Origin of the sequence: Janthinobacterium silvisoli, assembly GCF_014200725.1 — a bacterium.
Taxonomy (GTDB): Bacteria; Pseudomonadota; Gammaproteobacteria; order Burkholderiales; family Burkholderiaceae_D; genus Janthinobacterium.
Genome location: NZ_JACHCL010000001.1, coordinates 493,479 through 512,566 on the forward strand (window position 1 = coordinate 493,479; position 19,088 = coordinate 512,566).

Sequence of the window (19,088 nt, forward strand, 5' to 3'; positions counted from 1 at the left end):
CTATCCGACCAGGGTGGCCGCGCGCTGAAAAATGGAAACGCAATAATCCATCAGGTAGCCCGACATCCAGCGTCCGGCCAGTATCAGGGCCAGCAAGGTTACCAGCAGGCGCGGCAGGAAGCTCAGGGTTTGCTCGTTGATCTGGGTGGCGGCCTGCACCAGCGCCACCACCAGGCCCGTCAGCAAACCGGGAACGACCAAAATGACCACCAGCAGCATGACGATGCGCAGCGCTTCGATAATCAGGTCAACGGCAACTTCAGGGGTCAGCATTCAATACGCCTGTATGCTGGTGACCAGCGTGTTGACGGTCAGGGTCCAGCCATCGACCAGCACGAACAGCAGCAGCTTGAACGGCAGCGAGATGACCAGCGGCGAGAGCATCATCATACCCATCGCCATCAGTACGGACGCCACTACCAGGTCGATGATCAGGAATGGAATGAACAGCATGCAGCCTATCTGGAAGGCCGTCTTGAGTTCGGACAAGACAAATGCCGCCAGCTTGACCGTAAAGCTATGGTCTTGCGGGCGCATGGTCGACGGCTCGCCAGCCAGATGGGCGATCTGCGCCAGCGCGGCCTTGCTGGTCTGCGCCAGCATGAAACGCGAAATCGGCACTTCGGCGATCTTCAGCGCTTCCTGCATGCCGATCTGGTCGCGGTCGTAAGGCACGAAGGCATCTTTCCAGACCTGGTCGCCGATCGGGCGCATCACCAGCAAGGTGAGGATCAGGGCGATGCCGGTGACAATACGGTTGGGCAAGCCCTGCTGCAGGCCCAGCGCCTGGCGCAGCAGGGACAGCACGATCACGAAACGGGTAAAGCTGGTCATCATCATGACCATCACCGGCAGCAAGCCGAGCAGGGTCATGACGACCAGCACTTGCGTCTTGACAGTCAGGTCAGTCTTTGCGCCGGGCACGATGCCGCCCAGCAGATCCTGCGCGCCAGCCGAGGCGCAGCACAGCATCAGCAAAGGCGCGAGCAAGCCCGCCGCCAGCACTGCGCGGCGCCGGGTCACACCGGGTACCGCCAGCTTCATGCTGTCATCATGTCGAGATTGAGGCCATCCAGGTCGATTACCTTCAGGCCGTAATTTTCGCCGGCCACCACCACTTCGGCACGGCCGATCGGCGTACCATTGACCTTGATCACCAGCGGCTCGCCGGCCAGCATGTCGAGTTCGATCACGCTCTCGGGACCGATCGCCATCAGCTCTTCGAGCGAGATGCGGGCCGAGCCCACTTCCAGGGTCAGGGTGACGGGAATCTTGCGCATCATTTGCGGGATGTCGCGGCGCGCGCGGGTGCTGCTGACGTCGGCAACGTCGCCCTGGTCGATGATCATCTCATCACCCAGGTCTTCCAGCAGGGTTTCGCTCTGGTTGGTATCGGTCATATTCATATTATTCAACGTCTTCAAATGAGGTTAAACAGAGCTTGCCCTTGTGTTCGGAAACTGCTGCAGTAAATAAACGGGAATCGTCGAGCATCACATCGGTGCGGCTCAGGCTGACGGGGATCACGTCGCCCACGCGCAAGTCGAACAAGGCGCCCAGTTGCACCTGCTTGCTGACCAGACGCCCTTCCAGCGTCACCTGCAGGCGCGACGCCAGCGGACGCACGCTGCCGCGCAAGGCCTTCTTGGCTTGCGCACGTTCCGGCAGCAAGCCGCGCAGCACGTCGGCCATCAGGTGCTTATCGAGCGAAAACCAGAAAGAGCCGCTCTGGCCGGCGTCGACGTCGCTCACGGCGACCGTGACGATCCAACTGCCATGCGCCGGATGCACGCCCGACTGCACTGCACTTTCACCGGCGGCCTCGCTGCCGGACTTGCCGACAGCGTGTAAATTCTTTTGAATGCGGGCGAACAGGCTGCTCACCAGTTGTTGTCCAAGCACCACAGCGAGCCGCTCTTCGGTTGCCGTCACGCGCACCAGCGCAGGATCGGGCAGCGCCCCCTTGGCCGCTGTACTGCCGCCACTACCATAGCGATAGTTGAGCACGCTCAAAAGGATCTGGCGCTCCAGGCTGAAACCTGCCTGGCCTGCCGGCGTAGCAAAGCTCAGCCAGCGGTTGGCGCTGTTTTCCTGCTCGACGCGCGACAAGGTCACGGCGTCGACCTGGAAACTACCCCAGTAACGGCGGCTCATCGGCTGGCGCAGCGCTGCCGCCAGGTCATCGCGTAATTGCGCACCGAACACGTGCAGCAAATGGACAGGACGTCCAAGCAGACAGGAATCGAGGACTTGATGGCGTAACGTTTGATCTGTCTTGGTAAGGGTTGTCATGTAATGGTCATGTCGGTATTGCGTTGGCAGAACAAATTATACGGATCGCCCGGAATTAAATATAGTAAATACAGCAGTCCATGCCCTTGGCGGCGACTGAAAATCAGTGCAAGGCAAACGATTGCGCATCATGCAGCATGCTAGATGACTACGGTGCTGAACAATACAGGAAATCCTCAAATATTGCCATGTATCAATAGTCCTTGAGACAATACTCCCTTTACTTTATAGTTGCTTCAAGGTAAGCTTACAGCGACAAAATTTAGATTTGCAGTGCGCCATTCCACTTACCTGATGACCGTTTTTTTATGGCAGTTTTTTAAGTTCAGATAATTGCCACCTGTAGAAATCCCATCGGTTAATCATGCTTGTCATGGCCTTGCAAATAGTGTGTGCAGTCGATCGCGTGAATTTGCTTGAAAGTCGTTCTTGAATGACGTGGCGTGGCAATTGATAAAACTGATGGGTCCGGCATCGGACCAGGCGTTGCGGCACAGTAGCAGGCGCAGCACGCTGAAATGGCAACACCAGTAATTCTGATTGATACGGCATCGCATATACATAGAGGGCAAGATGAGCAATGAACTCGCAGGTCTGATCAAGGCCGATCTGGCAGCATTAAGCAACGCCGCACAAACACTGGGCAACAGCATCGCGCCGGCCGCCACCTTCGGCGCAGGAGAACCATCCGGTTTCTCTTTCGCGCAAAGCATGAAAGACGCCGTCAACAAGGTCAACAACGATGACCGTCTGGCTGCGCAAAAAATGAGCGATGTCGACAGCGGCAAGAGCGACGACCTGGTCGGCGCCATGATGGCTAGCCAGGAAGCGAGCCTGTCCTTCTCCATGTTGATGCAAGTGCGCAACAAAGTCATGGGCGCCGTCGACGAATTGATCAAGCTGCCCCTGTAAGTAATATCCACAAGCGCCACGCCCTGATCCACGCCCAGCCTCACAGCGAAAGTTACCCCAAGTGATAACCACCATGAAGTCCGCATTTGCGCGCTGGCGCCCTGGCGGCCAGACCGCCATCCCGCCTAATCTGCTGAAGAACCTGCTTCCTATCGTCGTGCTCGCCGTCGGCATCACCGCCATGGTGACCATGTATTTCTGGCGCGACCAGGCCAATTACAAGCCAGTGTTCGGCGCGCGCGAAAAAGTGGCGGTATCGGACATGATGGCCACGCTCGACGCCGAACATATTCCATATCGTCTGCACCCCGATAGTGGCCAGGTACTGGTGCCTGACGCCATGCTGGGCCGTGTGCGCATGCTGCTGGCCTCGAAAGGCGTGACGGCGCAATTGCCGGCCGGCCTGGAACTGATGGACAAGAACGACCCGCTGGGCGTGTCGCAATTCGTGCAGGACGTGCGCTTCCGCCGCGGCCTGGAAGGCGAGTTGGCGCAAAGCATCATGACCATGGACGCGATCGCCTCGGCGCGCGTCCACCTGTCGATTGCCAAGTCCACCTCGTTCGTGGCCAGCGATGGCGACAAGTCGTCCGCCTCGGTGGTGGTGGCGCTGAAACCGGGCCGCACACTGGCGCCGGAACAGATCGCTGCCGTGATCAACATGGTCGCCGGCAGCGTGGCCAGCCTGGCGCCCACGCGCGTGAGCCTGGTCGACCAAGCCGGCAACCTGCTCTCTTCCCATATCGACCTGACGGACGGCTTTGACGCTTCGGCCGCCGGCAATGAAGGCGCCAAACGTGTGCAGGATGAGATCCGCCGCAATGTCACCGGCCTGCTGGGCCCTGTCATCGGCGAAGACAATTTCAAGCTGAGCGTGACGGCCGCCGTCGATAACGACCGGGTCGAAGAAACGCTGGAAAAATACGGCGAAGCACCGAAGGTGACAAGCGAAGCGATGCGCGAAGAGCAGGAACGCAACCGCACCGTGGCCGGCATTCCTGGCAGCCTGTCGAACCGCCCACCGGCAGCCGCCGTACCGGCCCCGACTGGCGCCGCTGCTCCAGCCGCTGGCGACGCGCCAAAACCGCCGGACGACGGCAGCGCCCGCAAGAACGCCACCACGCGCCAGTACGCCTACGACCGCAGCATCACGCAAATCAAGCGTAGCCGTGGCCGCCTGGAAAAACTCAGCGTGGCCGTGGTACTGAACAGCGCCGCTGCACCGAATCCGAAAACCGGCTGGACCCCGGCCGAACTGGCGAATATTGAAAAGATGCTGCGCAGCGGCCTGGGCATCAACGCCCAGCGCGGCGATAGCCTGAGCCTGACGGCGCTGGCCTTCCCTGCCAAGCCGCCTGTGGCGCAGTGGTGGGAAGAGCGCGATACCGTCGTCGACTTCAGCAGCTGGCTGCTGTACGCGCTGGGCGCCGTACTCGGCTACTTCCTGATCCTGCGTCCTTTGATGCGCCTGCTGACCGCACGCCTGGCGCCGCCTGTGCTCAAGCAGCTGGACCCTGCCCTGGCGATCGCCGGCAGCGGCACGGCAGCGGGCGCCGATGGCGTCGCTGCACTGGCCGCCAACGGCGCACCGGCGCTGGAAGGCGCAGCAGCCTCTGGCAGCATGCCGGTGGTGCCGCTGCTGGAAAACTACAACTTGCCGCCGCCTGGTTCAGATGTCGACGTAATGGTCGACCACCTGAAAGTGCTGGCGGAAAAAGAACCCGAGCGTGTCGCCGAAGTCGTCAAACAATGGATGCAGAAAAATGGCCGAACTCAACAACAATAATTTCCCTGACGCTCCTGAGTACGAAAGCGTCAGCCTGACCCCTGTGGAACAGGCGGCCATCGTGCTGCTGAGCATAGGCGAGGAACAGGCGGCCGGCGTGCTGCGCTGCCTGTCGCGCGAAGAATTGCTGGAGGTCACGCAAGTGATGTCGCGCATGAGCGGCATCAAGGTCGAGGCAGTCAAGACAGCCATGCAAACCTTCTTCGACGATTACCGCCAGCAAAGCGGCGTGCACGGCGCCTCGCGCAGCTACCTGAAGCGCTCGCTGGACATGGCGCTGGGCAGCGATATCGCCAACAGCGTGCTCAACAATATCTATGGCGACGCCATCCGCCCGAAAATGGCGCGCCTGCAGTGGGCTTCGCCAAAATGGCTGGCCGAATATATCGTCAACGAACACGTACAGATGCAAGCCGTGTTCCTGGCCTTTTTGCCGCCCGCGCTGGCTGGCCAGATCCTCGATGCGCTGCCCGTCGAAGGGCGCGACCTGGTGCTGCTGAACCTGGCGCGCCTGGACGAGATCGACCGCGATCTGCTGATCGAACTCGATGAACTGGTGGGCCGCTGCCTGGGCACGCTGGACACGCAAAGCACCAGCGTGGAAGGCATACGCCAGGCGGCCGAAATCCTGAACCGCATGCCGGGCAACCGCACGGCCCTGGTGGAACTGCTGCGCGCCCACGATCCGGAAGTGGTGTCGGAAATCGAACTGAGCATGTACGACTTCCTGATCCTGGCCACGCAAAGCGATGTCACGCTCACGCGCATCCTGGAAGACGTGCCGATGGAACAGTGGGCGATTGCGCTCAAGGGCGCGGAACCGGCCGTGCGCGATGCGGTGCTGAAAACCATGCCGCGCCGCCAGGCACAAAGCTTCGAAGACATGATGCGCCGTTCCGGCCCTGTGCCGCTGTCGCGTATCGAACAGACGCGCCAGGAAATCATGGCCACTGTCAAGGGCCTGGCCGACGCCGGCGAAATCGAAGTGCAGCTGTTTGCCGAGGCGGTGATCGAATGAAGCACTTCCGCTCCTACCGCTTTCCGCCGCTGTCGCAATTCATCGCGGCCGGCCAGCGCGCCGCTTCCGAAGATACGGACGGCCAGTGGCAGGCGTCCGTCTCGGAAGGCTTCGAACAGGGCCAGCGCGACGGCTATGAAGTGGGCCTGGTGCAAGGCCAGCAAGACGGCTATGATGCCGGCCGCAGCGATGGCGTGGCGCAAGGCCGCGAAGAAGGCCGCAATGAAACCCTGGTGGCGCTGGACAAGCTGGCCCGCCCTGTCGATGCCATTTTGCGCGACCTGAAAAAAGTGCGCGCCGACTACCGCGCCGCGCAGCGCAAGGAAGTGGTCGACCTGGTGGCCAAGGTGGCGCGCCAGGTGATCCGCGCCGAACTGGCGCTGCAGCCGGTGCAGCTGCTGGCCCTGGTCGATGAAACCCTGGCCTCGATGCCGCCCACGCGCGAAGAAATCGACGTCTATCTCAATCCTGAAGAGTTGAAACGCATCAGCGAACTCGATCCCAAGCGGGCCAAACGCTGGAATCTGATCGCCGACGCACGCCTGGACGCCGGCGAATGCCGCATCAAGGCGGGCGACAATGAAGTCGACGCGGGCTGCCATCAGCGCCTGTCTGCCTGCATGGACCAGGTCAGCAGCCACCTGGCGCTGGCCGCTGAACACGCCGACCAGGGCGCGCCTGCATGATCGCCGACACGCTGCGCAGTTTCGAGATCGGTGACATCCCGGTCGCGACCCCCACCGGCCGCCTGGTCGGCGCTTCCGGCCTGCTGCTGGAAAGCGCTGGCTGCCGGCTGCATACGGGCCAGCGTTGTCAGATTGAAACTGTCAGTGGCGAATGGCTCGATGCGCAAGTGGTGGGTTTCCGCGACAAGCTGTCGTACCTGATGCCATTCAAGAAGGCGACCGGCCTGACCACCGGTGCGCGCGTCTTGCCGCTGCCCGACAAGGCCAGCCTGCAGATCGGCCCGTCGTGGCTGGGCCGCATGGTCAATGGCCTGGGCGAACCGATCGATGACCTGGGCCGCCTCGGTGGCGAGCACACGCTGGAAGTGACGCCGCCAAAAATCAATCCCCTGAAAAAACAGCCTGTCGTCGAAGCGCTGGACGTCGGCGTGCGGGCGATTAACAGCATGCTGACCCTGGGCAAGGGACAGCGCGTGGGCCTGATGGCAGGCAGCGGCGTCGGCAAAAGCGTGCTGCTGGGCCTGATCACGCGCCAGACGGTGGCCGACGTGGTAGTGGTGGGCCTGATCGGCGAACGGGGCCGCGAAGTACGCGAGTTCGTCGAAAAGTCGCTCGGCGAAGAAGGCTTGAAGAAAGCCGTGCTGGTGATCGCCCCGGCCGACGAATCGCCCTTGATGCGCATCATGGCTACCGAACTATGCCATTCGATTGCCGCCCATTACCGCGACCAGGGCAAGCATGTGCTGCTGCTGGTCGATTCGCTGACGCGCTACGCGATGGCGCTGCGCGAAGTGGCGCTGGCCCTGGGCGAGCCGCCGGCCACGCGCGGTTATCCGCCTTCGGTCTTTTCGAATTTACCGCAACTGGTGGAGAGCGCCGGCAATGGCGCCCATGAAGATGGCAGCATGAGCGCGATTTATACCGTGTTGGCCGAAGGCGATGACCAGCAAGACCCGGTGGTCGATACGGCGCGCGCGATTCTCGACGGCCACATCGTGCTCACGCGCGAACTGGCCGAACGGGGCCACTACCCGGCGATCGATATCGCCGCCTCGATCAGCCGCTGCATGGCGCAAGTGATCACGCCCGAACATCAGCTGTCGGCGCGCGCGCTGAAGGCCTCGATGGCGCGCCATGCGCGCGTGCGCGACCTGATCCCGCTGGGCGCCTACGTGCCCGGCGCCGACCCGGTTACCGACAAGGCGGTGCAGCTGCATCCGCAGATCGAGGCATTTCTGTGCCAGGGCACCAAGGAAGCGGCGCCGATGGCGCCGTGTATCGCACAACTTGAACAAATGATGGCGTAGACCCCATGAGCGACTCGCATACCATCCGCAACCTGACCACCCTGGTGGGCTTGCGCAGCACCGAGCTCGAACGCCTGCAAAGCGATATGGCGGCGCAAACGGCCATGCGCGACCGCTACCAGAAAAACCTGGACCGCCTGACGGGCCTGTACACGGACAGCGGCCCCAGCGGCGCCCTGCCGCTGGCCCTGTCCGTCAATTGCGGCAACTTCAAGCAAGCGGTGATGCAGATGGCCGACCAGCACCGTACGGACTTGCATCTGCACGAAGCCAATATGGCGGTATCGCAGCGCGCGCTCAACACGGCATGGGCCAAGCGCGAGGTGCTGGACCAGGTGCTGACGCAAAAGCAGCAGCATGTGGCGAATGAACAAAGACGCACCGATGCCAAGCGGCAAGATGAGCTGGCGACGCAATTCTGGTTCCGCGGGCAGCAAAAATGAGCTTTGTGTAAGTTTCTTCAAAGAAAATTTCACAAAATGGGAATCAGGGTCGCCTTGTACGGGTATATCCCTTTCTTCTGGAGTCTGGCATGGCAAACGCAATTACTTCACCGACCTACGATCCGATCACCACGGCCAAGAATCTGGCGACCAACCTGGTTGCCGCGCAAAAGGCTGCGGTAACGGCGCAAAGTACGCTGGCCAACAACACCACGTCGGCGCTCAACAGCCTGCGCTCGGCCATGTCGGACTTCCAGAGCGCCATGACGACCATGACCTCGAACAAGACCGTACTGAGCCAGGCGGCCACCTTCAGCAATCCCGCGGTCGGCTCGGCAACGGTAGGTTCCAAGGCCACGCCAGGCACCTATTCCTTTTTCGTGCAGCAGTTAGCCACTGCCAGCCAGACCTCGTATAGCGGCTTGAGCGCTGTCTCGCCGGCCAAGGACGCTGGCACCCTGAACCTCAAGTTTGGCGATGGCAGCGCCGGCAATACGCTCAGCATCGACCTGGCTGCGGCGGACAAGGACGGCGATGGCATCCTGACGCCGCAGGAAATCGCCGCCGCCATCAATGGCGACAGCAAGAACAATTCCCGCGTCACGGCTTCCATCATCAATATCGGCAACCAGGCCCAATTGGTGCTGACGTCGAACCTGACCGGTAAAGACAACGCCGTCACCATCGACACCAGCAACACCGCCAACGCCGGCGTGGGCAATGCCGCGCTGCAGGCGGCACTCAGCAACTCGGCCAACGTCAAGACCATCGTCGGCGCGCAAGACGCGATCGTCTGGCTGGGCGCGCAAGGCACGGGTACGCAAATTACCCAGGCATCGAATACCTTCACCAACATCCCCGACGTCAAGCTGACGTTCACCAAGGCGATGGCTACCGGTGACTCGCCCATCACCGTGGCCGTGGCGACAGACACCACCAGCACCATCGCCAATGTGCAGGCGTTTGTCGACGCCTACAACAAACTGAAGACGATGATGGATAGCCTGTCCAATCCAGGCGACCCCACCAAAAACGTGGATCCCGGCATTTTCGCGCACGATTCCGGCCTCAATGCCCTGCGCTCGAGCATGAACGACGCCCTGCGACTGAACCTGGGCGGCGTTTCGCTGGTGTCGTATGGCATCACGGCGCAGCGCGACGGCACGATTAGCCTCGACAGTAAAAAACTGACGACCAAGCTGGCAGCCGACCCTGCCAGCCTGGACAAAATTATCGGCAACAACAGCCTGTCCGCGCCGGCTGGCGTGCTGGGCAAGCTCAGTTCCGTGCTGGGCCAATGGAGCAACCTCACCAAGGGTCAGATCACGCAGCGCCTGGCCGCGGCGGATACCTTGCAAAAAAGTTTGACCAAGAGCATGGACAGGCTCAATACCCAGTATGACAGCGCCTACAACCGCTACCTCGATCAATTTTCGCGCCTGCAGGTATTGCAAGAGCAAATGAGCAAGACTTCTGACATGTTCGACGCCATGTTCAGCAACGATAAATCCTAAGGCGGACTCGCCCGCAGCGCAGCCGCCTTTCAATAGCGACCATAGTGAGAAAAGAAACATGTTGAACAATGAAGCTTACGGCAACTACCATGCAGTCAATCTCGATGCCCAGACGGCCAGCGCCTCGCCGGTCGAACTGGTACTCGTGTTGACCGATGGTTTGCTGGAAGAACTGGCGCGCGCGCGCGGGCATATCGTCGGCAAACGCTATGAGCAAAAGGCGATCAGCCTGGACAAATGCACGCAAATCATCAATGGCTTGTCGAGCTCGCTCGATTTCGACAACGGCGGCGAAGTCGTCGTCAACCTGGCCCGCCTGTACGACTACTGCGTGGGACGCCTGTACACGGCCGGTATCAAACTGGATCCTGGCCTGATCGATGAAGTCACCACCTTGATGACGACCATCAAGCGCGGCTGGGTCGGCGTTCAGGCCAACAATGCCTAGGCGCAGTGCACTGCAGCAACTGAGCCGCCAATTCGCCCATGCCACGGCACAGATGGATTGGGATGCACTGGAAAAATTGACCGCCATCCTGGCAAAAAACCTGCCTTTATTGGCCGCGCGCGGTGCATGGAATGAAATAGAACAAATAGAATTGTTGCAATTGCGCAAAAATCACGCGCTAGCGGTTAAAATTTGCTCTGAGGAAAAAGAACGCCTGGGCAAACGCCTGGGTGAATTACAGGCAAATAAGGAAGGATGGGTCGCCTATGCCAGTTTAGGCGAGTTCGATCCGGACGGGAATTCAGCATGATGATCAATCTTAGCGCGGCCAGCTTTAACGCCGCCAGTCTTATCACAGCCGGCGCCGATCCTGCACCAGCAGCTACAGCCAGCAATAACACTGGTGCAGCAAGCAATGCGCCGGCGGCCAATTCCAGCGCATCGCCAGCTTCCGCCCTGTCGCTGTTCGCCCAGGTCATGACGCAGTCTACTGCAAGCGCCCCGGCGGCAGTGGCAACGGCGGACACCGGCACTGGCGCGCCGCCACCCAAGGCGATCAATGACGACCACAAGGATGATGTTCCGGCCGACATTGCAGCGGCAACGGCGGCAGTCGCGCCGGCCGATGGCAGTTTGCCAGCCATGGCCGCCCCCGTGATGGCCCTGCCGCTGCCGCTGCCGTTGCCCGCGTCTGCTTCTGCTCCAGCCCCTGCTGAAACGTCCGCCCCGGCGCAGGCCCAGGCGCAAATCAACCTGGCGCAGTCGAACCCTGGCCTGGTGCTGAGCATGCATCCTGCCGCCGTCATGCTCGGTAGCGGTGCGGCGCCGGCAAGCCGCGACACGCGCGAACCACTGGCTGCCGCCAGTCCAGTCGCCGATGGCGACGCTTCGGACACGGCCTTCAAGCTCACGCCAGCGTCCATGCCGGCCATAGCGTTGCGCGCAGCCCCTGCCGAGGTGGCCGCCGCCACGGCAGCAGCTGCCCCGGCGGCCAGGACTGGCGTGACCGTGCGCGATGGCGAGCGCACCACCGAACCGGTCGCCGCCGGAACGCCCAGCCTGAACCTGGGCCCGGGCGCAGCAACCGGCCAGGGCGCCGATACGATCAAACTCAACGGCCCGGCACAGCAATGGCAAGCGCCGCTGCGCGAAGCGCTGGGCGACCGCCTGCAGACACAAGTCGAACGCAATGGTGAAACTGCCGTCATCCGCCTCGACCCGCCCATGCTGGGACGTATCGATATTTCGATACGTCATATGGCAGGCAGCTTGCAGGTGAATGTGTCGGCCTCGAACACGGAAGTGCTGCGCCAGTTGCAAAACATCGGCGACAACCTGCGCAGCGACCTGGCGCAGCGCCAGTACACGGATGTCTCCGTCAATATCAGCGCCACCCCGCGCAGCCCTGCCGCCCCGGCGTTTGCCGAAGGCGATGCGCGCGGCCAGCGTCAGCCTGGCCGCCAGCAAGACGACAATGAACCAGGCAGCGCCCTCTCCGACGACGCTGCCAGCAGCGCCACCTTCGCCATGTATGAGCGGGAGCAACACTGATGAATACAAAACTCAAATTGATCGGCGGCTTCGTGCTGGTCGCCGTACTGGCGGCCGGCGCGGCCGGCGGCGCCATCTGGTATCTGGCCAAACCGGTGGCGCCCCATGCCGCCGAGACGGCCGATGCCAAGGCCCCGCCACCGCCGGCAACCGGCAAGAAAGCGCGCAAATTCCTGACGCTCGACAAGATCATCGTGATGCTGCGGCGCGCCCCCGGCGACGCCGAAACCCATTATTTGTCGGCCGACCTGGTGATCGCCACCACTGAAGAAAAGGAAAAACTGACCAAGGACCACTTGCCTTTGATGCGCTCGATCGCCGTCAGCACCCTGTCGAGTTTTCCAGTCGACAAGGCGCAAAGCATGACCGTCGAAGAGTACGCCGCGCAGATCAACAAGGCCTTCAATGTCAGCTATGAGCGCGAACAGATGGAAAAGCCGTTTACCGAAGTCATGGTAGGCAAGCTGATCATTGAGTAAGTCAAAGTAAGCCGACACGCCAGCCGACTTAGTGGGAGATCCCGTGGCCTATGTAGAGCAATACCAGGAAGCGTATGGCGCGGACGAGTACGCTGCCACCAGCGCTGCCGCGGCCATCTTCACCGTTGCGGAAGAACAGCAGCATTTGCTGGCCTACGCGCCGCTGGTCAAGCGTATCGTGCGCCAGCTCAATTCGCAGGTATCGGGCGCTATCGACCGCGACGACATGGAGCAGATCGGTCTGATGGGCTTGCTGGAAGCGCTGCGCCGCTACGGCGTGCCGGACCAGTCTTTCGGCAGTTATGCCAGCCTGCGCATCCGTGGCGCCATCCTCGATGAACTGCGGCGCCAGGACTGGCGGCCGCGCGCCGTGCGCCAGGAAAGCCATCGCCTGCGCGACAACGTGCGGGCGCTGACGCGGCGCCTGGGGCGCGAACCGCAGGAAGCGGAAATCATGGCTGCCTTGAACCTGACGCCGGAAGCCTATCAGGAATATCAGCTGGCGGAAAACGCTGAGCTGATTGCCAGTTTCGACGAAGTGCTGCAAGAAAGCCTGGGACAGGCCGACAGCGCACCGAGTCCGGAAGAGCAGCTGATGGTGCGGCGCAGCCTGGAGCAAGCCCTGCGCGCACTGGACGAACGGGAGCAGCGCGTAGTGCAGATGTATTACGAGTTTGAACTGAGCTATAAAGAAATTGCCGCCGTACTGGACCTGAGCGACGCCCGCGTCTGCCAGTTGAACAAGACGGCGCTGGGCAAAATGAAAGCCATGCTGCAGGACGCATGAGGCGGACGCGAAAGCAGGCACCATCCATAAATTGATGCAGCACCACAATGACGCAGAAAGGCAGTTGACATGGTAATTATCGGTATCTTAATCGTGATGGGATGTGTATTCGGAGGCTTTGCCCTGATGGGCGGCACCGTCCACGCGATCTGGCAACCGGTCGAGTTGATCATCATCATCGGCGCCGCCGTCGGCGCTTTGGTGCTGGGCAATCCCAAGCATGTGCTGGCAGAAATGCTGCATCAGATGCGCAAGATCGTGACGCACAAGAAACAAGGCTCGGAATTCCAGCGCCAGTTGCTGCTGTTGATGTATGAACTGCTGCAAACGGCGGCCGGCGGCCTGAAGGCGCTCGACGCCCACGTCGAAGCGCCGCGCGAAAGCGCCCTCTTCCAGCGTTATCCGCTGGTGCTGGAAGAACCGAAGCTGCTGGCCTTCATCGTCGACAATTTCCGTTTAATGGCGATGGGCAAGATCAACGCGCATGAACTCGAAGGCGTGCTGGAGCAGGAACTCGAAGCGATTCATGAGGAATTGCTGCAACCGTCGAAGTCCCTGCACAAGATCGCCGAAGCGATGCCTGGTTTCGGTATCCTGGCGGCCGTGCTCGGTATCGTGATGGCCATGAACTCGGTGGCTGACGGCGCCGACGCAGCCGAAATTTCGGAAAAAGTGGGCGCCGCCATGGTCGGTACCTTTATCGGCATCTTCTTTTGCTACGGCGTGCTCGATCCGATGTGCAATATGATGAAACAATTGGTCGGCGAAGAAGGATCGACCATGGAATGCGTGAAAGTGGTACTGGTTACCCACGTGGCCGGCAAGCCGCCCCTGCTGGCAATCGATGCGGGCCGGCGCCTGGTGCAACTGAATATCAAGCCAAGCTTCGCCCAGCTGGAAAGCTGGATCAATGCGCTCGAAGATGGCGGAGCGGAACAAGAGCAAGGCCAAGGCCGGGGAGGCCGCCGTGCTAAAGCCGCATGAGAAACATGAACAGGCCATCATCAAGCGCGCCGGACGCAAGCACGACGACGATGGCCACGGCGGCGCCTGGAAGGTAGCGTTTGCCGACTTTTGCCTGGCCCTGCTGTCCTTGTTCTTGGTGCTGTGGCTGATGGCCGCACGCGAGCAGCAGGCGATGAAGGAAATCATGATGGATGCCACCGCCGGCAGCCGTCAGGGTGAAGGCCAGGGCGTGATGCCGGAGCAGAAAGGCGGCCCGCGCGGCAGCCTGATCGAGCGCTTCCCCATGCCGCGCAAGGGCATGGGCGATACGCGCACCGACGGCAACAAGACGCAGGATGGCAAGGCGGGCACGGCGCAAGCACAGCCCAAAAAGAACTACCAGACGCCGGAAGACTTGCTGGCACTGTCGCGCGCACTCGACAAGCTCAGCGAAGAAGCTGGCCTGAAGAGCAATCTGCAATCGGTGATCACGCCGTATGGCTTGCGCGTGATGCTGCACGACACGGACAAGCAAGGCATGTTTGTGCGCGGCAGCGCCGTGCCGACCGACCGTTTCCGCAAACTGCTGCGTGAAATGGGGCCGGTGTTTGCGCAGATGGAAAACCAGATGCTGATCGTCGGCCATACCGACTCGATGCAATACGCCAATACAGGGTATGAAGGCTTTTCCAACTGGACCTTGTCGGCCAACCGCGCCATGTCGGCACGGGCGCAGTTATTGATTGGCAGCATGAATCCCGACAGCGTGCTGCAAGTGGTCGGCATGGCAGACCGCGCTCCGCTGGACGTCAAGAATGCCAGTGCCGGCATCAACCGCCGCATCGAGCTGTTAATATTGACGCGCGGCCAGGCCGACAGCATCGCCGCCATGTTTGGCATGGCAGGCCAGAAAGGCCACGGCGACGACCTGGAAGTGGCGGAACCGGATTCGGCAACCTTGCAGCGCTTGCGCGACAAGCTGGGACTGCCGGCAAGAAAAGAACGGGGCGATAATGCAAATTAAGGGCAAGGGGCAAGCAATGAAAATTTCCTCGGGAGCCAGTAGCGCCAGCCTGCGCAGCGGCGCCGTCGCGCCAGCCGAGGCGATCGCGGAAAACGCCGCGGCTGGCGCCGTCACGCCCGGCTCGTCGGCGGGCGAGCAAATGCAATCGGCCGTGCTGCAACCGGCCATGGCCGCCCTGCGCGCCATGCCGGAAATCGATCATGAAAGAGTAGCCATGCTGCGCGATGCACTGGCAAAAGGCGAGCTGCCGTTTGATCCGTCGAAACTGGCGGGCCTGATCCAGCGCTTTCACGGCGGTGAATCGTGAGCGCAATCGTGAACACACCACGCAAGGGCATCACCCGCCAGGAAGCGCTGCAGCGCGTCTTGCAAGGCATCGCCGACGATGGCCAGGGCTATGTGGAACTGCGCGCCTTGCTTGAGGAACAGTTTCAATCCATCTTGCGCCACCAGAACACGCATTTGGCCACGCTGGCCGAGCAGATCGTTGCCGCCGTCGAGCGTCTCGATGGCCGCCGCCGCCAGCGGGTCAGCCTGGCCACTGCCTTGCTGGGCGCGAAGCCTGATATGCAGCAACTGTTCGCCTTGCTGCCCGCCGAACGCGGCGCGGCAGCCGCACGCGACTGGGCGGCGCTGGAACAGATGGTGCTCGAATGCAAGCGCCTGAGTGCGCGCAACAGCGAATTTTTAACGGAACAGTACAGCACCATGCAAAGAGTGCTGCACGGCGAGGACCACACTTATGCGCCAGGCTGATTTTTTCACCAGCAGTACCATGGCGACCCAGGCTACGGCAGCTAGCTCCGCTACATCAGCCATCCAGAGCAATGTGCGCGCCACGGCTGCAACCGCCTCCACCGGCAGTTTCAACAGCGTGTTCCAGCAGGTGCAAGGCGAAGTGGCCCGCTTCATCGAACAAGGCGGCGGTACCGCCGGCACTACGCTCAGCCCGCAAGGCCGTGCTTATCTGGAGCAGACCCAGTCCAGCAATGTCCTGGGCAATATCAACCAGGGCGGCGAGATCGGCGAAGTGCAGCAACAGTTTCTGGCCTCGATCAAACCGTGGGCCGAAGAAACCGGCGCGCGCCTCGGCGTGGCGCCGGAAGTCGTGGCCGCCCATGCGGCGCTGGAATCGGGCTGGGGCCAGCACCCGCTGCGCCAGGGAACGGGGGCCAATGCGGGCTCTGACACGAATAACCTGTTCGGCATCAAGGCTGGCGCCAAATGGCAAGGCGATGTGACGACAGCCCTGACCACGGAATATGAAGGCGGCAGCGGCACAGCCTTGAAAAAAACCGAGCGCTTCCGCAGCTATCCCGACCAGGCCAGCGCCTTCCGCGACTACGCGCAAGTGCTGCTCGATAATCCGCGCTATCGCACCGCCCTCAATACCGGCTCCGATGCGGGCGCGTTTGCGCAGGGCCTGGCGCGCGGCGGCTATGCCACCGATCCGAACTATGCAGCCAAGCTGACCCAGCTGGCCACGCGCTTGCAGCGCAGCGCGCTGACGGGCAACTGATCAGCGGCCGGGAATATCTACCGGCTCGACCACGCCCGCATCGAGTACCCTGGCGCGTATCTGCGTGCCACTGGTGGCGTTGCGCACCCGAATGATTTCTCCTTGCGCGCCGGGATCCATGGCCTCGCCGGCCATGCTTACTTCTATTTGCTCCTTGCGCGCGACGATGCTGACCGCGCTGCCCCGCTTGATCAATACCGGTGAGGCCAGCTGGCCCTGGCGCAGCACTTCGCCGGCGCGCAGGCTGCGCTTGCTGGTCAGTCCCAGCACCGCGGACAGGGAAGCAATACTGTCAGGCACCATCGTCACATCGTGACGCGCCAGGGTGATATCGGCAGCCTGCAACGGCGTATTGGCTATCACGGGAACGCTGGTGACAGCGACCTTGGCTGTGATGCTGCTGCGTACCAGAATGTCATAACGCCAGCCGCCAGCACCAGGACAGCTGGCCACAAAACGCATGCGCTGCGGCACGCGGCTGTCGGCCAGTTCCAGCGTGACCGGCACGGCGCAGGCCGGCATGATGCGTGACGTTTTGATGACAGCTACCTGGAATTGCGGCTCCAGCAGACCGGCAGCGTCCGCTTGTTGCGCCAATTGCTCACGTGCCATGCTTTCTGTTCTTAAAAATATATTGTCGGCTGGCAATTCTGCGCGTCCTGCACTACTATAGAGGCTGGTCAGTAAAAACAGGCTTGGGATCAGTATGTGCAGACGCCGCGCCTGGTTGGATGTCACGACAGAGTTGTCGAAATGAGTCATTGCTAACCTTAATCAAAGATACTGAAGCGGCATGACATTACCATGTGTCAATACGACTTGGCAGGGCATTTTACTCCGCCTCAGCTATTTTTAAGCCCAAACTGCAACAGCGCGATCACATTCAACACAAAGGAAGACCATGGGGATTAATTTCAAGGAAGCACTGGGTGTGCACAGCGATGCACTGCACTTGCGCGCCGACCGTACGCGCGTGCTGGCGGCCAATATCGCCAATGAAAATACACCGGGTTTCCAGGCCATGGATATGGATTTTGGCAGCGCCCTGCAGCAACTGCAGGACAATAGCGCCGGCTTGCTGTCGACCGACGACGACGCCAGCGCCCTGTACCGTGTTCCCTACCACCCTAGCCGCGACGGCAACACCGTCGAGATCGGCATCGAACAGGCGGCATTTTCACAAAATGCCACCGACTTCCAGACCAGCCTGACTTTCGTCAACATGAAAATCAAGGGTCTGGCCAAGGCCATTGCCGGACAATAAGGACACGCATGAGTTTCCAGGATATTTCCAAGATCGCCGGTTCGGCGATGGCGGCGCAGACCGTGCGCCTCAATACTGTCGCCAGTAACCTGGCCAATGCCGATTCCGTGGCCGGTTCCGAAGGCGAAACCTACCGCGCGCGCAAACCGGTATTTACCGCCGTGATGGATGGCAGCGGCAACGCCGGCGGCCAGGTGCAGGTGATGGACGTGGTCGAAAGCGACGAGCCGCTGCGCAGGGTCTATGAACCGGGGCATCCGATGGCCAATGCCGACGGCATGGTGTTTTACCCGAATGTCAATCAGGTGGCAGAGATGACCGACATGATGTCGGCCTCGCGCGCATTTGAAACGAATGTCGAAGTTCTGGGCCGCATTAAGTCGATGCAGCAATCTCTCCTCAAATTAGGTGACTCGTAAGCCATGGAAACCAACCTCTTCACGAATAACAACAACAGCAGTGGCAGCAGCAGCGATGCCGTCAAGTCGCAAAACAATGCGACCCAGGACATGTTTACCAAGCTGCTGGTGGCACAGATCAAGAATCAGGATCCGCTCGCCCCTACCGATCCCAGCCAGTTCGTCAATCAACTGACGCAGCAGGCGCAAACCGAGGCGATCCAGAATATGGCTGCGCTGACCAGTTCCAATGCCAGCGTGCTGCAATCGATGCAGGTGCTGGCCCTGGGCGCCCAGGTGGGCTCCGAAGTGACTGTCAACAGCCCCACGGTACAGCTCGACAGCAGCAAGGTGAATGGCAGCATCGCGCTGACCGCCAACAGCAGCAAGACCACCGTCACGCTGAAAAGTAGCGATGACAAGGAATACAAGATCGAGCTGGGCGCCAAGTCTGCCGGCACCGTGCCCTTTACGATTGACCCGGTCGCATTGGGCTTGCCAGCAGGCACCTATACGATGGACGTGACTACCAGCAATGCCGAAAAACCGACGGTCGATATCGCCGGCAAACTCAATAGCGTACGCCTGTCCTCGACCGGCACCATGATCCTGAGCGTGGCCAACCTTGGCGAAGTCAGTCCGGGCGCCATCACCGGCTTTAACGGTAAAACCAGCTGATTTGCGGCTACTTGCTCAACCTAATCCACTCCCATAC

25 protein-coding genes are annotated in these 19,088 nt (G+C 61.1%); 20 read left to right on the plus strand and 5 right to left on the minus strand.

All coding sequences use genetic code 11. From position 1 onward, the window contains the following. Genes fliQ through HDE75_RS02135 form a run of 4 tightly spaced genes read right to left on the minus strand, consistent with a single transcriptional unit; the run spans position 1 to position 2,292 of the window. On the minus strand, positions 1-273 hold the full coding sequence (gene fliQ, locus HDE75_RS02120; RefSeq protein ID WP_300758155.1) for a flagellar biosynthesis protein FliQ: 273 nt from the start codon (positions 271-273) through the stop codon (positions 1-3). Next, a complete protein-coding gene (gene fliP / locus HDE75_RS02125; RefSeq protein ID WP_183676445.1) occupies positions 274-1,044 on the minus strand; it encodes a flagellar type III secretion system pore protein FliP in 771 nt (256 codons plus the stop codon). After that, positions 1,041-1,406: a FliM/FliN family flagellar motor switch protein gene (locus HDE75_RS02130; protein ID WP_183676444.1), complete on the minus strand. Its 366-nt coding sequence runs from the start codon at positions 1,404-1,406 to the stop codon at positions 1,041-1,043. The genes fliP and HDE75_RS02130 overlap by 4 nt, the downstream gene beginning before the upstream one ends. A gap of 1 nt (position 1,407) precedes the next feature. Continuing rightward, positions 1,408-2,292: a FliM/FliN family flagellar motor switch protein gene (locus HDE75_RS02135; protein ID WP_183676443.1), complete on the minus strand. Its 885-nt coding sequence runs from the start codon at positions 2,290-2,292 to the stop codon at positions 1,408-1,410. Positions 2,293-2,865: 573 nt separating this feature from the next. Between HDE75_RS02135 and HDE75_RS02140 the strand changes: the two genes are divergently transcribed. The 17 genes from HDE75_RS02140 (at position 2,866) to HDE75_RS02220 (ending at position 16,711) form a co-directional block, all read left to right on the plus strand. Continuing rightward, positions 2,866-3,204 carry a flagellar hook-basal body complex protein FliE gene (locus tag HDE75_RS02140; RefSeq protein WP_183676442.1) on the plus strand — a complete coding sequence of 113 codons (339 nt, stop codon included), beginning with the start codon at positions 2,866-2,868 and terminating at the stop codon, positions 3,202-3,204. Between the two features lie 73 nt (positions 3,205-3,277). Further along, a complete protein-coding gene (gene fliF, locus HDE75_RS02145; protein WP_183676441.1) occupies positions 3,278-4,990 on the plus strand; it encodes a flagellar basal-body MS-ring/collar protein FliF in 1,713 nt (570 codons plus the stop codon). After that, positions 4,968-6,008: a flagellar motor switch protein FliG gene (locus HDE75_RS02150; RefSeq protein WP_183676440.1), complete on the plus strand. Its 1,041-nt coding sequence runs from the start codon at positions 4,968-4,970 to the stop codon at positions 6,006-6,008. The genes fliF and HDE75_RS02150 overlap by 23 nt, the downstream gene beginning before the upstream one ends. Beyond that, positions 6,005-6,694 (plus strand): flagellar assembly protein FliH, encoded by a 690-nt coding sequence (gene fliH, locus HDE75_RS02155; protein WP_183676439.1) that lies wholly within the window; start codon positions 6,005-6,007, stop codon positions 6,692-6,694. Before HDE75_RS02150 ends, fliH begins: the two co-directional genes overlap by 4 nt. Beyond that, entirely contained in the window at positions 6,691-8,001 is a 1,311-nt protein-coding gene (gene fliI, locus HDE75_RS02160; RefSeq protein ID WP_183676438.1) for a flagellar protein export ATPase FliI, read from the plus strand. Before fliH ends, fliI begins: the two co-directional genes overlap by 4 nt. Positions 8,002-8,006: 5 nt before the next feature. Next, positions 8,007-8,444, plus strand: a complete 438-nt coding sequence (locus tag HDE75_RS02165) for a flagellar export protein FliJ (RefSeq protein WP_183676437.1) — start codon at positions 8,007-8,009, stop codon at positions 8,442-8,444. 89 nt (positions 8,445-8,533) lie between these two features. Further along, the gene (gene fliD / locus HDE75_RS02170) at positions 8,534-9,958 is read left to right on the plus strand and encodes a flagellar filament capping protein FliD (RefSeq protein ID WP_183676436.1); all 1,425 of its coding nucleotides are present in this window, start codon (positions 8,534-8,536) and stop codon (positions 9,956-9,958) included. 58 nt (positions 9,959-10,016) lie between these two features. Next, positions 10,017-10,406 (plus strand): flagellar export chaperone FliS, encoded by a 390-nt coding sequence (gene fliS, locus HDE75_RS02175; RefSeq protein WP_183676435.1) that lies wholly within the window; start codon positions 10,017-10,019, stop codon positions 10,404-10,406. Next, complete coding sequence (locus tag HDE75_RS02180; protein ID WP_183676434.1) at positions 10,399-10,716, plus strand: hypothetical protein; 318 nt, start codon at positions 10,399-10,401, stop codon at positions 10,714-10,716. The genes fliS and HDE75_RS02180 overlap by 8 nt, the downstream gene beginning before the upstream one ends. Then, on the plus strand, positions 10,713-11,957 hold the full coding sequence (locus HDE75_RS02185) for a flagellar hook-length control protein FliK (RefSeq protein WP_183676433.1): 1,245 nt from the start codon (positions 10,713-10,715) through the stop codon (positions 11,955-11,957). Before HDE75_RS02180 ends, HDE75_RS02185 begins: the two co-directional genes overlap by 4 nt. After that, positions 11,957-12,436 carry a flagellar basal body-associated FliL family protein gene (locus HDE75_RS02190; RefSeq protein WP_183676432.1) on the plus strand — a complete coding sequence of 160 codons (480 nt, stop codon included), beginning with the start codon at positions 11,957-11,959 and terminating at the stop codon, positions 12,434-12,436. The genes HDE75_RS02185 and HDE75_RS02190 overlap by 1 nt, the downstream gene beginning before the upstream one ends. Before the next feature lie 43 nt (positions 12,437-12,479). After that, a complete protein-coding gene (locus HDE75_RS02195) occupies positions 12,480-13,223 on the plus strand; it encodes a FliA/WhiG family RNA polymerase sigma factor (protein ID WP_183676431.1) in 744 nt (247 codons plus the stop codon). A 69-nt stretch (positions 13,224-13,292) separates the two neighbouring features. Beyond that, positions 13,293-14,207, plus strand: coding sequence for a flagellar motor stator protein MotA (motA, locus tag HDE75_RS02200; RefSeq protein WP_183676430.1), 915 nt, complete (start codon positions 13,293-13,295; stop codon positions 14,205-14,207). Continuing rightward, positions 14,191-15,192: a flagellar motor protein MotB gene (locus HDE75_RS02205; RefSeq protein WP_311735054.1), complete on the plus strand. Its 1,002-nt coding sequence runs from the start codon at positions 14,191-14,193 to the stop codon at positions 15,190-15,192. Before motA ends, HDE75_RS02205 begins: the two co-directional genes overlap by 17 nt. Before the next feature lie 16 nt (positions 15,193-15,208). Beyond that, a complete protein-coding gene (gene flgM / locus HDE75_RS02210; RefSeq protein WP_183676428.1) occupies positions 15,209-15,499 on the plus strand; it encodes a flagellar biosynthesis anti-sigma factor FlgM in 291 nt (96 codons plus the stop codon). Next, positions 15,496-15,948 (plus strand): flagellar export chaperone FlgN, encoded by a 453-nt coding sequence (gene flgN / locus HDE75_RS02215; protein WP_311735303.1) that lies wholly within the window; start codon positions 15,496-15,498, stop codon positions 15,946-15,948. Before flgM ends, flgN begins: the two co-directional genes overlap by 4 nt. A 19-nt stretch (positions 15,949-15,967) precedes the next feature. Then, on the plus strand, positions 15,968-16,711 hold the full coding sequence (locus tag HDE75_RS02220; protein WP_260173597.1) for a glycoside hydrolase family 73 protein: 744 nt from the start codon (positions 15,968-15,970) through the stop codon (positions 16,709-16,711). On the opposite strand, the gene flgA is transcribed toward HDE75_RS02220, so the two are convergent. Beyond that, positions 16,712-17,323 carry a flagellar basal body P-ring formation chaperone FlgA gene (gene flgA, locus HDE75_RS02225; protein WP_260173598.1) on the minus strand — a complete coding sequence of 204 codons (612 nt, stop codon included), beginning with the start codon at positions 17,321-17,323 and terminating at the stop codon, positions 16,712-16,714. Positions 17,324-17,612: 289 nt separating this feature from the next. Here flgA and flgB point away from each other — a divergent pair, with 289 nt between their 5' ends. The 3 genes from flgB to HDE75_RS02240 are packed head-to-tail and all read left to right on the plus strand — an operon-like array spanning position 17,613 to position 19,051. After that, positions 17,613-17,975, plus strand: coding sequence for a flagellar basal body rod protein FlgB (gene flgB, locus HDE75_RS02230; RefSeq protein ID WP_183676425.1), 363 nt, complete (start codon positions 17,613-17,615; stop codon positions 17,973-17,975). A gap of 8 nt (positions 17,976-17,983) precedes the next feature. Further along, complete coding sequence (gene flgC, locus HDE75_RS02235) at positions 17,984-18,394, plus strand: flagellar basal body rod protein FlgC (RefSeq protein WP_183676424.1); 411 nt, start codon at positions 17,984-17,986, stop codon at positions 18,392-18,394. 3 nt (positions 18,395-18,397) lie between these two features. Beyond that, entirely contained in the window at positions 18,398-19,051 is a 654-nt protein-coding gene (locus HDE75_RS02240) for a flagellar hook capping FlgD N-terminal domain-containing protein (protein ID WP_183676423.1), read from the plus strand. The last annotated feature ends 37 nt before the right edge of the window (positions 19,052-19,088 follow it).